Annotated in this window: 13 protein-coding genes; 1 reads left to right on the forward strand and 12 read right to left on the reverse strand. The window is 65.5% G+C overall.

Annotated features, from left to right (window positions below):
* Positions 1–54: 54 nt before the first annotated feature.
* The 4 genes from recG to rpoZ all read right to left on the reverse strand — a co-directional run bounded on the left by recG (position 55) and on the right by rpoZ (position 5,217).
* On the reverse strand, positions 55–2,172 hold the full coding sequence (recG, locus tag ABIE56_RS16685) for an ATP-dependent DNA helicase RecG (RefSeq protein ID WP_429244915.1): 2,118 nt from the start codon (positions 2,170–2,172) through the stop codon (positions 55–57).
* Between the two features lie 19 nt (positions 2,173–2,191).
* The gene (locus tag ABIE56_RS16690) at positions 2,192–2,575 is read right to left on the reverse strand and encodes a RidA family protein (RefSeq protein WP_429244916.1); all 384 of its coding nucleotides are present in this window, start codon (positions 2,573–2,575) and stop codon (positions 2,192–2,194) included.
* Positions 2,576–2,626: 51 nt separating this feature from the next.
* A complete protein-coding gene (locus ABIE56_RS16695; protein WP_429244917.1) occupies positions 2,627–4,807 on the reverse strand; it encodes a RelA/SpoT family protein in 2,181 nt (726 codons plus the stop codon).
* Between the two features lie 119 nt (positions 4,808–4,926).
* Complete coding sequence (gene rpoZ / locus ABIE56_RS16700; RefSeq protein ID WP_429244918.1) at positions 4,927–5,217, reverse strand: DNA-directed RNA polymerase subunit omega; 291 nt, start codon at positions 5,215–5,217, stop codon at positions 4,927–4,929.
* A gap of 177 nt (positions 5,218–5,394) precedes the next feature.
* Here rpoZ and ABIE56_RS16705 point away from each other — a divergent pair, with 177 nt between their 5' ends.
* Positions 5,395–6,225: an MlaA family lipoprotein gene (locus tag ABIE56_RS16705; protein WP_429244919.1), complete on the forward strand. Its 831-nt coding sequence runs from the start codon at positions 5,395–5,397 to the stop codon at positions 6,223–6,225.
* 1,079 nt (positions 6,226–7,304) lie between these two features.
* Here the strand turns inward: ABIE56_RS16705 and ABIE56_RS16710 are convergent.
* The 8 genes from ABIE56_RS16710 to ABIE56_RS16745 form a co-directional block, all read right to left on the reverse strand.
* Positions 7,305–7,601, reverse strand: coding sequence for an STAS domain-containing protein (locus ABIE56_RS16710; protein ID WP_429244920.1), 297 nt, complete (start codon positions 7,599–7,601; stop codon positions 7,305–7,307).
* A complete protein-coding gene (locus ABIE56_RS16715; RefSeq protein ID WP_429244921.1) occupies positions 7,598–8,296 on the reverse strand; it encodes an MlaC/ttg2D family ABC transporter substrate-binding protein in 699 nt (232 codons plus the stop codon). Before ABIE56_RS16715 ends, ABIE56_RS16710 begins: the two co-directional genes overlap by 4 nt.
* 23 nt (positions 8,297–8,319) lie before the next feature.
* Entirely contained in the window at positions 8,320–9,195 is an 876-nt protein-coding gene (gene mlaD / locus ABIE56_RS16720; RefSeq protein ID WP_429244922.1) for an outer membrane lipid asymmetry maintenance protein MlaD, read from the reverse strand.
* 58 nt (positions 9,196–9,253) lie between these two features.
* Complete coding sequence (gene mlaE / locus ABIE56_RS16725; RefSeq protein ID WP_429244923.1) at positions 9,254–10,021, reverse strand: lipid asymmetry maintenance ABC transporter permease subunit MlaE; 768 nt, start codon at positions 10,019–10,021, stop codon at positions 9,254–9,256.
* Positions 10,018–10,830, reverse strand: a complete 813-nt coding sequence (locus ABIE56_RS16730) for an ABC transporter ATP-binding protein (RefSeq protein ID WP_429244924.1) — start codon at positions 10,828–10,830, stop codon at positions 10,018–10,020. Before ABIE56_RS16730 ends, mlaE begins: the two co-directional genes overlap by 4 nt.
* Complete coding sequence (gene gmk / locus ABIE56_RS16735; RefSeq protein ID WP_429244925.1) at positions 10,827–11,444, reverse strand: guanylate kinase; 618 nt, start codon at positions 11,442–11,444, stop codon at positions 10,827–10,829. Before gmk ends, ABIE56_RS16730 begins: the two co-directional genes overlap by 4 nt.
* A 107-nt stretch (positions 11,445–11,551) precedes the next feature.
* Entirely contained in the window at positions 11,552–12,352 is an 801-nt protein-coding gene (locus ABIE56_RS16740) for a DUF4339 domain-containing protein (RefSeq protein WP_429244926.1), read from the reverse strand.
* 93 nt (positions 12,353–12,445) lie between these two features.
* Positions 12,446–13,375: an AraC family transcriptional regulator gene (locus tag ABIE56_RS16745; protein WP_429244927.1), complete on the reverse strand. Its 930-nt coding sequence runs from the start codon at positions 13,373–13,375 to the stop codon at positions 12,446–12,448.
* Positions 13,376–13,419: the final 44 nt, after the last annotated feature.

The following is a 13,419-nucleotide window of genomic DNA, read 5'->3' on the forward strand; positions in this document are numbered from 1 at the left end:
GTGCGGCACGAGCCATCGCGCGCAAGCGCGCTCCTACAGGGCGTCGCGATGGGGTTAGGCGTCGACGTAGCGGGCGGCGTCCCCGACCCAACGTGCGATAAGCCGCTCACACCGCGCCGGGTGGTCGCGCATCATCGCTTCGGCGACACGCTGCACGTCCGGCATGAGGTGCGCATCGCGTGCCAGGTCGGCAATACGGAACTGCAGCTGGCCGGTCTGCCGGGTGCCAAGGACCTCACCGGGGCCACGCAGCTCCAGGTCTTTCTCGGCAATGCGGAAGCCATCATTGGTCTCGCGCATCACTTGCAGGCGCTCCTTCGCCAGGCGCGACAGCGGCGTCTGGTAGAGCAACACGCAACTCGAGGCAATGGATCCGCGCCCTACGCGCCCCCGAAGCTGGTGCAGCTGGGCCAGCCCAAGCCGCTCGCTGTTCTCGATGATCATGAGGCTCGCATTGGGCACATCCACGCCCACTTCGATCACCGTGGTGGCGACCAGCACGGCGATCTCGCCGCGCTTGAACGCATCCATCACCGCCTGCTTTTCCTTGGGCTTCATGCGGCCGTGGATGAGGCCGATGTTGAGATCCGGCAGCCCGGCGGCGAGCTCCGCGTGTGCGACCTCGGCGGCCTGCGCATTCATCTGTTCGTTTTCTTCGATCAGCGTGCACACCCAGTACACCTGGCGGCCTTCCATGCAGGCACCATGGATGCGTTCCATGATGTCGTAACGCCGCTCGTTGGAAAGCGCCACGGTCTGCACTGGCGTTCTTCCCGGCGGCAGCTCATCGATGGAGGACACATCCAGGTCGGCGTACGCGCTCATCGCGAGCGTACGCGGGATAGGCGTGGCCGTGAGCACTAGCTGGTGCGGAATAAGCTCGCCACTGGCGCCCTTGTCACGCAGTGCCAGCCGCTGGTGCACCCCAAAGCGGTGCTGCTCGTCGACGATGACCAGGCCCAGCTTCTGGAACACCACGCCCTCCTGCATAAGCGCATGGGTGCCAACCACGACATGCGCCGTGCCTTCGGCGGCATGGGCCAGTGCAGCCTTGCGCGCCCTGCCCTGCACCTTGCCCGCCAGCCATTCCACATGCAGGCCGAGCGGCTCCAGCCACGCACGGAAGTTGCGCAGGTGCTGTTCGGCGAGCAGCTCGGTGGGCGCCACCAGGGCGACCTGGTAGCCCGCCTCGACGGCCGCCAATGCAGCCAGTGCGGCCACCACGGTCTTGCCGCTGCCGACATCGCCTTGCACAAGGCGAAGCATGGGATGGGCACGGGCAAGATCGCGCCCCACCTCACCCGCCACGCGTGCCTGTGCTTTGGTCAGCGCGAAGGGCAGCGAGGACAGCAGGCGCTCGCGCATGACCCCTGCACTCTTCAGTGCCGGCGCCTTGCGCTTCTTCACCGCCGCGCGCATGCGCCGCAGCGTGAGGTGCTGGGTCAACAGTTCTTCGAACGCCAGGCGTTTCTGCGCGGGATGGCCGCCTTCGCCAAGCTGACGCAGATCGACATCCGGTGGCGGCCGGTGCACGTACACCAGCGCATCGCGCAACGAGGTAAGGCCAAGCGGGCGCCCCACCTCTTCGGGAATGAGTTCGAGCCGGTCATCGCCGGGCAGGTGGTGCAACGCCTTGGCGACGACACTGGCGAGGCGGCGAGGCCCCAGGCCTTCGGTGGTGGGATACACCGGCGTGAGCCGCTCATCCACCAGCACGGCCTCATCGCTTTCGATGCGCTGGTATTGCGGGTGCACCATCTCCAGGCCTTGCGGGCCCTGGCGCACCTCACCGAAGCAGAGCAGGCGCGTGCCCTTCTGCAGCTGATCCATCTGCGATTTGCGGAAATGGAAGAAGCGCAGCAGGAGCGCACGACCGGAGTCATCGCTGATGATGACCTTCAGCTGCATGCGCCCGCGAAAGCTGCGTTCGATGAAATCCACCGTGCCTTCAACCTGCACGTGCAGGCCGGGACGCAGCTCGCCAATCGGCACGATCGTGGTGCGATCTTCGTAGCGCAGCGGCAGGTGGAACCACAAGTCCTGCACTTCACGCAGGCCGAGCCGGCCCAGCGTTTCCGCCAGCGCAGGGCCGACCCCGCCGAGCGTTGTCAGCGGTGCACGGCCCGGATCCGCCGGCGGCGCGGCGGGTAACGGGCTGGCGGTTCGGCCCACGGGAATGATGCTGGTCCGGTTACGGCAGGACGAGGATCGCGTCCACTTCCACCTGGGCGGCCTTGGGCAGGCCCGATACCTCGATGGTGGAACGCGCCGGGTACGGCTGCTGGAAATACTCCGCCATCACGGCGTTCACCGCGGCGAAGTTACCCAGGTCGGTCACGTAGATGCCGACTCGGACGATATCGGAAAGCTTGCCACCGGCGGCTTCGGCCACGGCGACGAGGTTATCGAACACGCGGCGCGTCTGTGCGGTGATATCGCCATCGACGAGGTTGCCGGTGGCCGGATCGAGCGGGATCTGGCCCGAGAAGTACACGGTGTTACCCGCGCGCACGGCCTGCGAATACGGGCCAATGGCGGCCGGGGCCTTGTCGGTGGCGATGATGGTGCGGGACATGGGGAATCCTCGTGGCGGAAGACCCCGATATTACCCGGCCCGCACGTGGGCCTACAGGGGGTGGCGGTACACGCCGCTGACCACGCCCGTGCGGCGCACGCGGCGCATCACGTCGGCCAGGTGCTTGCGGCCCTTCACTTCGATGGCGAACAGCAGTGTTGCCGCCGTGCTGTCGCGCTCGATGTATTCCACGTTCTCGATGTTCGAACCGGCATCGGCGATCGCCGCCGCCACCGTGGCGAGTACGCCCGGGCGGTTAAGCACTTCAATGCGCAGTTCGGCACGGTAATCGCCGGTGACGTCGCGATCCCACTCGATAGCCACGATGCGCTCGGGCGTCTTGCGGAACTCCGCCACGTTGGGGCATTCCACGCGGTGCACCACGATGCCCTTGCCCGACGACAGGAAACCGATGATTTCGTCGCCCGGCAGCGGGTGGCAGCAGTTACCGAAGCTGAGCACGCCGCGCTCGGCACCGCTGATGCGGATTTTCTCGACCGCGTGCTCGGCAGGTGCCTGCGGATGCGAATCGCGCGGCCCCATGACCGTGATGAGCTGGCCGGCGACCTGGTCGGCGAAGCGATTGCCCAGCGCGATCTCGGAAAGCAGCTCTTCCAGGCGCTTGAACTTGGATTCTTCGAGGAAGCGATCGAGCACGGCTGGCGGGATCGAATCCAGGCTGAGGCCACGCGCGTCCAGCGCGCGATCGAGCATGCGGTGGCCGAAATCGACCGCATCCTCGTGCTGCAGGTGCTTGAGGTACTGGCGGATGGCAGTGCGCGCCTTGCCGGTCACGACCGCCTCGAGCCAGGCCGGGTTCGGCACGGCGGAAGGCGCCGTGATGATCTCGACCACCTGCCCGGAAATAAGGCGCGTGCGCAGCGGTACGAGCTTCTTGTCCACGCGCGCGGCCACCGCGTGGTCGCCCACATCGGTATGCACGGCGTAGGCGAAATCGAGCGCGGTGGCGTTACGCGGCAACGAGAAAATATCGCCGCGCGGGGTAAACAGGTACACCTCATCCGGGAACAGGTCGATCTTGACGTTTTCCAGGAACTCGGCGGCCGACGGGGTATTAGCCTGGCTATCGGCCAACGCCGAGAGCCATTCGCGCGCGCGCAGCTGCGCGCTGTTGGCCGGGCCCGAATCGGTCTTGTACGCCCAGTGCGCGGCCACGCCACGCTCGGCCACCGATTCCATTTCCGACGTACGGATCTGGATTTCGATGGGCGCGCCAAACGGGCCAAGCAGTACCGTATGCAGCGACTGGTAGCCATTGCCCTTGGGAATGGCGATGAAATCCTTGAAGCGGCCATCCACGGGCTTGTACAGGCCGTGCACGGCACCGAGTGCCATGTAGCAATGCATGGCCGAGTCGGTCACCACGCGGAAACCGTACACATCCATGAGCTGCGCGAACGATTTATGTTCGTTGCGCATCTTCGAGTAGATGCTCCACGGGCTCTTGATGCGGCTGACCGCACGGCCGGGGATCTTGTCGGCGGCGAGGCGGCCTTCCAGGGCCATCTCGATCTTCGCCATGGCCTCGCGGCGGTTGCCCAGCGCGGCACGGATGCGCTCGCCGATAATGCGGTGGCGATCGGGATACAGGGCCTTGAAGCCCAGATCCTGCAACTCCGCCTTGAACTTGTTCATGCCCAGGCGCTGCGCGATCGGCGCGTAGATCTCCAGCGTTTCGCGCGCGATGCGGCGGCGGGAGGAGGAATCCTTCGCGCCAAGCGTGCGCATGTTGTGCAGGCGATCGGAAAGCTTGATCAGGATGACGCGCAGATCGCGCGCCATCGCCAGCAGCATCTTGCGGAAGCTTTCCGCATCGGCTTCGGCGCGGCTGGAGAAGCGCATCTTGTCGAGCTTGGTGACGCCATCGACCAGCTCGGCGACCGTCTCGCCAAACGCGCCGGCGAGTTCTTCGCGGCTGAGCTGCGTATCCTCGAGCGTATCGTGCAGGATCGCGGCGATGATCGTCTCGGCATCCAGGCCGAGCTCGGCCAGCACCTGCGCCACGGCGACCGGGTGCGTGATGTACGGCTCACCGGATTTACGCGTCTGCCCATCGTGCGCAAGCGCACCGACGAGGAAGGCGCGGCGGATACGCATGACCTGCTCTTTGGGCAGGTAAGCGCCCACGCGCTCTTCCAGCGCCTGCACATAGGCGGGCACCGGAGTGTCGTCGGAGACGTCGGTCAGCTTTTTGGCGGGGATGACTTCCATGGGAATGCCTCGCGCCCTGGATCAGGCGGCACGGCCTCCCGCGCGCGGCCTCAGCGGCCGCGCTTCAACAACGTGCGCAGTGAATGAATGAACGCAGGGTCGACAGGGACCCGACGTCATCAGTCATCTCCGCCCTTCGAGAGGTCGTCGTCCACTTCCGTGGCGGCCCACTCGAGGGCTTCGCGCTCGGCACGCTCGCGAGCGGCCTTGTCGATTTCGTCGATCATCTCTTCGGTGACGCGGCGATCGGCGATTTCGCGCAGGGCGAGCACGGTCGGCTTGTCGTTGTTCGGATCGAGCGTGGGCTCGGCGCCCTTGGAGAGCTGGCGAGCGCGCTTGGTCGCCATGAGCACGAGCTCAAAGCGATTGTCGACTACCTCGAGGCAGTCTTCGACAGTAATACGGGCCATTTCAAATCCTTGACAACAAAGACACTTATGACCGTGCAGTTTAGCGGCCCAGCCGGTTGGCTGTCCATTGGGGTGGGGGGTATCATGCCGGGTTCTGGCCAGGAAGGACGGGCGTTAGTGCAAATAATAAAACCAAGCGGTACACTAAAGTATCGCCCCACCCCCAGAGTCACCCCGATGGACCCCAAGATCAACCTAAAGCGTCTGGCCCGCCATGCCTTTGGCCTGGTTGCCCTGGCGCTCCTGGCGGCCTGCCATGTGGCGCCGCCGCGCACCGATGACCCGAACGAGAACGTGAACCGCAAGGTTTATGCGTTCAATGACAAGCTCGACAAGGCGATTATCCGCCCTGTCGCTGTGGGCTACCGTAACGTCACCACCCCGGGCGTCCGCACGGCGGTGAGCGATTTCTATACGAATATCCGCCTGCCGATCACCATTGGTAACCAGCTGCTCCAGGGCCGCCCGGGCCAGGCCGCGGTCACCACCGGCCGGTTCATCGTGAACCTTGGCATCGGCTTCCTGGGCTTCAAGGACCCGGCCAGCATGCTGGGCATGCCGCTGTATGACAGCGACTTCGGCGTGACCCTGGCCCGCTGGGGCGTGCCCGAGGGCGAGTACCTGGTCCTGCCCTTCGTCGGCCCGACCACGGTCCGCGATGTGTGGCGCCTGCCGGTGGATAGCTATTTCTTCGATCCGCTGAGCTACCTGTCGCGTAACCACGATTTCCACCACGGCGAGTACTACGTGCCGTCGGTGCTGTACCTGGTGACCTTGCGGGCCCGTGCGATCGATGCGGAGAGCTTCCTGGCGTCGGCATACGATCCGTATGTGTTCATGCGTGATGCGTACCGCCAGCAGCGCCTGTATCAGATCTACGACGGCAACCCGCCGGAGGATGTGATCGAGAAGATGCAGGGCGTGGGTGATAGCAAGGATTTCGACCCGGATGAACTGCTCAAGGAGCAGCATTCGTGGGAGAAGCAGAACGGGCAGAACCCGGACTGATTGACGAAAAAGCCGCCCTCGGGCGGCTTTTTTGTGGCTTTCGTTTGGGAGAGGCGGCTCGCCTTCGGCCTCGCGGGGCTCGGCTTGCGCCATCGCGTTCTACACTTGAACGTATGGGCGGAGAGCCCTCGGTGCCCACCCTCGCTGCTCAGACAGGTCTCCAGCGTTCGTAAAGGATGCCGCTACGCGGCCATGTACTTACTTGGCCTACGGCCGCGAACCGGCCGCCGTGAGGGGCTTTTCGACGAGACATCCGTGTCTCGTCAAAAAGGAACGGCCATCCATGGCCGTCCCCCTGCGGGCTGTTCCCTCCCGTCGGCCTCGCCTACGAAACTCGCCTCGAGGGTGGGCACCGAGGGCTCTTTTCATCCATGAGGTTGATGGGTGGGAGAGCCGGTGCGCCGGGCGTCATCGCTCGCGCCGCCCAGTCGCGACGTGCAACCCTCCCGCTGCCTGTGTTGTCGCGCCACGCCGATACGCATATCCGCCTGAGACCGCGCGATGCCCGCTTGTTGTGGGAGCCCACCCTGTGGGCGACAGCTTTCGCCTCACCGCAACAGGCCTTGGGCGTGCTCGCGACAAGATGTCGCCCACAGGGGGCTCCTACAGCGGGTTGCGGCGGCTGGCGGGACGTTGCATCGAGCCACACCCTCGCTCTCCGGCCCACTCACCGCAGTCATCAAACGAGCCTTCGGCGCCCACCCTCGAGGCGAGTTTCGGAGGCGAGGGGGACGGGAGGGAATAGCCCCGCAGGGGGGACGGCCATGGATGGCCGTTCCTTTTTGACGAGACACGGATGTCTCGTCGAAAAGCCCCTCACGGCACCCGGTTCGCGGCCGTAGGCCTAATAGGTACATGGCCGCGTAGCGGCATCCTTTGCGAACGCTGGAGACCTGTCTGAGCAGCGAGGGTGGGCGCCGAAGGCTCGCTGCCTCATGGCCCAAGTGTACAAAGCGAGGGCGAAGCCGAGCCCCGCGAAGCCGAAGGCGAGCCGTGTCGAGCAACCATAAAAAAACCCGGCACGAAGCCGGGCTTTCTTAGTCGGGAATCGCGCGCAAGCGCGCTCCTACAGTACGGGGTTAGAGGAAGGGGGTGACGCCGGAGACGCGGGCCAGGGCCTCCAGGCCCGTGGGTGCGTTCGCCACCTTCATGTCCGTGCCGTTCTGGCGCGCGTGCGCCAGCAACGCCAGCACCGTCGCCAGTCCCGCGCTATCCGCCTCGGTCACGCCCGACAGATCCAGCGTGGCCGGCTTACCGCGGCCGAGCGCGGCGCGCCCGGTTTCGAGCGCCGACGCCGCCGTCGCAAACGTAAGCGCGCCGGAGATCGCAAGGATCCCCGGCGCTTCGGCCAGCTGATACGTGGCCGACTGGATCACTTGCCAGCGCCGCCCTGCGCGCCGCCGGTATCCTGCTTCATCTCGTCAATGGCGCCAGCGCCCTTGCTCTCAAGGTCGGCCGTGAGCTTGTCCAGGCCTTCCTTCTTGATCTCGGCATCCACCTGGTTGCGATAGTTCGTGATGTACGAGATGCCCTCGATGATCACGTCGTAGGCCTTCCAGTCGCCGCTGGCGCTCTTGCGGAACGCGTAATCGACCGACACCGACTTACCGTCATCCAGCATGACCTGGGTGCGCACGACCGTACGCTTGTTGTTGAGGTCGCCAGAGAACGGCAGCACCTTCACGCGGCCACGGGTGTAGTTGAGCAAGCCCTCGGCATAACGATGCGTGATCGAGTTGTAAAACGCCTTGGCAAAGCGCTCGCGCTGCTGCGGGGTTGCTTTGACCGCGTTCTGGCCCAGCACGAGGATGGACGCGTAGTCGATATCGAAGTGCGGCAGGAAGGTGTCGTCGATGACGGCGATCAGCTTTTCCTTGTCGTTCTTCAGCTCGGCCTGGTGGCCTTCGATAGCCTTGGCCAGGTCATCCGAAATGGTCTGGACGATCTGCTCCGGACCCTGGCCCTGGGTCGCGGCGGCCGGGGCGGCCGGGGCGGCGGCCTGGGCGAATACAGGGGCCGCGGCAACCGTGCCGACGGCGAGGGCGATAGCAAGGGAAAGCTGACGCAACATGCGGTGTCTCCTGGGTTCCGGTCTTACTTCTTGCCGGAGGTATCGGGTTGGGTGCCGCCCTGGGCGCCACCGGATTTGTTGTCGCTCGGCGAGCCGTTCACGAGGAACTTGCCGATCAGGTCTTCCAGCTGGAGCGCCGACTGCGTCAGGACGAGCTGATCGCCTTCGGCCAGGAACGACGGCGAGCCGCCGGGCTGGATCGCAACATACTGGCTACCGATCAAACCGCTTGTGAACACTGCCGCGGCCGAGTCATCTGGTATCTGGGAGTAGCGCTTGTCGATCGCAAGGGTCACCGTGGCTTCGACCGCACCCGGTTTCACCACCACCGACTCCACGCTGCCGATGGGCACACCGGCCATTTTCACCGCGGCGCCCGGCTGCAGGCCGCCGATGTTGGTGAAATCACCCGTGACATGGAAGGTTCCACCCAGGCGATCCGGAGCGCTGCCGCCGCCGAAGAACTTGCCGAGCATTTCTTCCAGCTGCTGCGCCGGACGGGTGAGCCCGATCTCGCCACCCTCCTTCACCGGGGTTTTCGACTGGCCGAACTGGATGCCGACGTACTGGTCGCCCAGCAGGCCACTGGTGTAGATCGTGGCCACGGAATCGCTCGGGATGTCCTTGCGGGCATCGTCGATGGCCAGGGTAACCTTGGCCTCTTCCTTGCCCGGCACCAGCTCGATCGCCTGCACGGAGCCGACACGGACACCGGCGACCTTCACCGGGGCGCGCACCTTGAGCTGGCCAACATTGGCGAAGCGGGTCTCCACCTTGTACGTATCGCCGCCGCCCTGGTTGGCGACGGAGGTGGTCTGGGTGGCGAGATACGCCAGCGCGGCAAAACCAAGCACGATGAACAGGCCGGTGCCGACGGCATAGGAACGTCTCTGGGTCACGGCACGATCCTCGAAGTAGAAGCGAAAAGGGTTGCGTTCATGGCGGGCCTCCGTGCCTTCAGATCAGGAACGAGGTAAGGACGAAATCCAGCGCCAGGATGGCAATGGACGATGCGACCACCGTGCGCGTGGTGGCGTACGCGACGCCTTCGCTGGTGGGCGGAGTGGTGTAGCCCTGGAACACCGCGATCAGCGAGACCACGATGCCGAAGGCGATGGACTTGAGCAGTACGCCATCGATGATGTCCTTGTGGACATCCACCGCGGCGGTCATGTTGGACCAGAAGGTGCCGTTATCGATGCCCAGCCAGGTGACGCCAACCAGGTGGCCGCCGAACACACCCATGGCACAGAACACGATACCCAGCAGCGGCAGTGCAACCACGCCAGCGAGGAAGCGCGGCGCGACCACATAGGCGATGGGATCGACCGCCATCATCTCCATGGCATCGAGCTGGTCGGTAGCGCGCATGAGGCCGATTTCGGCGGTAACCGAGGTGCCGGCGCGGCCGGCGAACAGCAGCGCGGTAACGACGGGGCCGAGTTCGCGATAGATGGCGATGGCGACGACCGTGCCCGTGGCGGAGGTGCCGCCGAAGATCGACAGAACGTCGTACAGCTGCAGGCCCAGCACCATGCCGACGAACAGGCCGCAGGTCATGACGATGGTGAGGCTCATCGCACCCACGAACCAGATCTGGCGGATGGTTTCGCGGCCGTGCTTGAGGCTGCGCGGGATCGCCGCGAGGATCGTGAGCAGGAACAGCCCGCAGGCGCCGATCTGCGCCAGGCTGCGCATCACGACATTGTCATCCCTGGTTGTCATGCCTTGCCTCCGGGAAAGCCGAGCGCCGTGGCGTAATCGCCCGCCGGGTACTGGAACGGGACCGGGCCATCGGCCTGGCCGCCGAAGAACTGCGCCGTCCACGGCGAGCCATCGTTGGCCAGCGTATCGGGCGCGCCCTGCGCCACGATCTTGCCGTTGGCGATGAGGAACACGTGGTCGGCGACTTTCTGCACCGCGGCCAGTTCGTGCGCGACGAGGATGCTTGTGATGCCCAGCGTCTCGTTGAGCGTGCGGATAAGCAGCAATACCTGGTTCAGTGCGATCGGATCGAGGCCCACGAATGGCTCGTCGTACAGGATGAGCGCGGGATCGAAGACGATGGCGCGGGCAAGCGCAACGCGGCGCGCCATGCCGCCGGAAAGCTCCGTGGGCGCGAGCCGCGCGGCACCGCGCAAGCCCACCGCCTGCAATTTGTTCAAAACGATGTTGCGGATGAGCTCTTCAGGCAACTTCGTGTGCTGGCGCAGCGGGAACGCCACGTTCTCGAACACATCGAAGTCGGTGAGCAGCGCGGAGTTCTGGAACAGATAACCGATGCGCTCACGCAGTTCGAACAGCTTCTCGCGCGAGAGCGTGGGCACGTTCTCGCCGTTCACCTCGACCGTGCCGGCATCGCCGCGCATCTGGCCGGTGATGTGCTTGAGCAGGGTGGTCTTGCCGGTGCCGCTGGGGCCCATGATGGCCGTGACCTTGCCGCGCGGGATATCCAGGTCCAGCGAGTCGAAGATGGTCTTGCCGTTGAGTACCGTGGTCAGGCCGCGTACGCGGACGATGGCGTCGTCGGTCATGGTGCGAGCAGTTCCTCGATCAGGGCCTCGTGGCGTTTTGCCGCCCACGCCGAGCGCAGGCGCACCGCGCGAACGATAGCCTGCAGGTCGGCCAGGGCATCCTCGAAGCGATCGTTCACGATGATGTAGTCGAACTCGTGCGCATGGGCGATTTCTTCGCGGGAATTGAACAGGCGGCGCTCGATGACATCGGGCGCATCCGATCCTCGACCACGCAGGCGGCGCTCAAGTTCCACGCGCGACGGGGGCAGGATGAACACGCTGACGCAATCGGCCTTGCCCTTGCGCACCTGGCGGGCGCCCTGCCAGTCGATTTCCAGCAGGACATCCACGCCGGTAGTGAGCTTCTCCTCAACCACCGTGCGCGAGGTGCCATAGAGATTGCCGTGGACCTCGGCGTGCTCCAGGAAGATGCCATCCTCGATCTCGCGCTCGAAATCGGGCCGCTCCACGAAGAAATAGTGGCGGCCGTACTGTTCGCCCACGCGCGGCGGGCGCGTGGTGTGCGAGATGGACAAGGAGATCTGCGGTTCGCGCTCGAGCAGCGCATTGACCAGCGTGGACTTGCCGGCACCCGAGGGCGCGGCCACCACGAACAGGGTGCCGTCGCTCATCCGCGGGGATCTCGTTGGGGGGTCATGGCTCTCTCCCGAAACGCAAAGCGGGATTGTAGCCGGAATCGTGGCCCCGCCGCCTTTCGCCGGGGTTCCGCCCCTTGCCGTTAGCCGCCGTGGTAGCTGGCGAACATGGCCGCCCACACCAGCATGAGGAACAGCACCATCAGGCCTGCCCACACGCCAAATACCACCCAGAACACGGTCTTCTGCGCTGGCGGCGTGGCTTGCCCGGTACGGCGCCAGCGCGCCACCCAGGTCATCTGCGCCTGCAGGTAATAGTGGGTAAAGAAGAACAGGGTGACCCCGCCGATCTCCGGGATAAGGCCGTAAGCGGGCAGCTTTTCGCGCATGGAACGGGCCATGGAGAACATGGCGATGTACCGGCACACGATCATGGCCAGGCCAAGGATAAAGAACAGGCCGAAATACGCGAACACCCCGGCGATGGCGCCCAGATCAGGGCGTGTGGCGCCATACGACTGATTGAGCACCACGCCGATCATGACGAACCAGGTGAGCGGCAGCAGGCAGATCGATACCACCAGCCACAGCGTGGCGCGACTTGATGGATCGATCTTCTTGACCCACGAGGCCTGTACAAACTGCCAGACGATGCCCATGAGGCCACCCGCCAGCAGGTCGGCCACGAAGATGATGGCCCAGTGCAGGTCAGGCGGGGCCGGGAGTTCGCTGTGCAACGCGGGGGCCGCGGCACCCACCATGGGCGGCGGCACCGCGATGCCCAGGATCTCGTGCAACGGCCGCCATTCGGCCATGCCCTCGCGCCAGGCTAGCGAAAGCGCAGATACCTTGCCTTCGTTGATCCACGTGCGCAGCGTGGCCTCGTCATACGGACCGAAGCGCTGGCCATCGCGGCCGATCCAGATCTTGCTCTCTTCGCTCATGATGCGCGTACTTCAGCCATCGTCCGTTCCCCTGATTCCCCTGAGGCGTGCGACCGCCCCCGCGTGCTTGCGCTGCGAGTATGCCGGAACGGATCAGGCGGCGGCAGCGTAGCGCGCAGGGGAAACCCCAACCACGCGCTTGAACGCATGGCTGAAGGCGCTCTCGGAGCCGTAGCCCAGGTTGCTCGCCAGCGTCGCGACCGGCACGGCGCCACGGTGCAGTAGCTGGCACGCGAGGCGCATGCGCCATTCGGTGAGGTAGGCCAGCGGTGCCGTGCCGGCGACGCGCCGGAAGTGCGCAGCGAACACCGTGCGCGACATGGCCGCCACGCGCGCCAGCTCCTCCAGGCGCCAGTGGCGGCCCGGATCGGCGTGGATCTGGCGGAGCACGGGCCCAAGGCGGGGATCGGCCACGGCACGCAGCCAGCCCGGGGGCAACACATCGCCCGAGGCCATCTGGGTGCGGAGGATCTGTACGAACAGCAGGTGGGCGAGCTGTGCCTGGGCAAGGCCGGCACCGGGAAGATCATCGCGGCTCTCCCGGACCATGCGATCGATGAGCCAACGCATGGCCTCCGCTTCCGGAGCACCCGCCCCGATGTGCAACCACGACGGCAGGGCCGCCGCGAGCATCGGTTCATAGGCGGGGTGGACGCGGACATGGCCGCCAATCTGCAAGGTATCCATGCCGTCGTTGATCGAAACCAGGCGCTCAGGGCCGCGCCATTCGAAATCGTGGGCATCACGCGCCGGCAGGTCGGCATCGCTGGCCAGGACAAAGCCGCGCGGCGCGGCCAGGAGCACGACATCGCCCTCGGCGAGCCGGATATCGGTGGACTCGCCATCGATTCGCAGCACGCAGTGGCCCCGGGCCACGGCGAAGAACTTCAGCTTGTCGGGTGGCGGAAAGCGCACGGCCCAGTCGCCGCCGGCCGTGAAGCCGCCGGACATCACCGATTCGATCTCGGCCAAGCGGAGAATGGCGGTAATGGGGTCATCGCTCATTTCAGTACGATGGCGCATGCATGGCGCACTTTCAAGCATTCATCGTCCGGCCACGCGCCCTT

Source organism: Luteibacter sp. 621, assembly GCF_050435445.1.
Classification (GTDB): Bacteria; Pseudomonadota; Gammaproteobacteria; order Xanthomonadales; family Rhodanobacteraceae; genus Luteibacter.

Coding starts and splice junctions, on each gene's coding strand:
- ABIE56_RS16690 (WP_429244916.1), bottom strand. CDS start 2,575: ATGTCCCGCACCATCATCGCCACCGACAAGGCCCCGGCCGCCATTGGC.
- ABIE56_RS16695 (WP_429244917.1), bottom strand. CDS start 4,807: ATGGAAGTCATCCCCGCCAAAAAGCTGACCGACGTCTCCGACGACACT.
- rpoZ (WP_429244918.1), bottom strand. CDS start 5,217: ATGGCCCGTATTACTGTCGAAGACTGCCTCGAGGTAGTCGACAATCGC.
- ABIE56_RS16705 (WP_429244919.1), top strand. CDS start 5,395: ATGGACCCCAAGATCAACCTAAAGCGTCTGGCCCGCCATGCCTTTGGC.
- ABIE56_RS16715 (WP_429244921.1), bottom strand. CDS start 8,296: ATGTTGCGTCAGCTTTCCCTTGCTATCGCCCTCGCCGTCGGCACGGTT.
- mlaE (WP_429244923.1), bottom strand. CDS start 10,021: ATGACAACCAGGGATGACAATGTCGTGATGCGCAGCCTGGCGCAGATC.
- ABIE56_RS16730 (WP_429244924.1), bottom strand. CDS start 10,830: ATGACCGACGACGCCATCGTCCGCGTACGCGGCCTGACCACGGTACTC.
- gmk (WP_429244925.1), bottom strand. CDS start 11,444: ATGAGCGACGGCACCCTGTTCGTGGTGGCCGCGCCCTCGGGTGCCGGC.
- ABIE56_RS16740 (WP_429244926.1), bottom strand. CDS start 12,352: ATGAGCGAAGAGAGCAAGATCTGGATCGGCCGCGATGGCCAGCGCTTC.
- ABIE56_RS16745 (WP_429244927.1), bottom strand. CDS start 13,375: ATGCGCCATCGTACTGAAATGAGCGATGACCCCATTACCGCCATTCTC.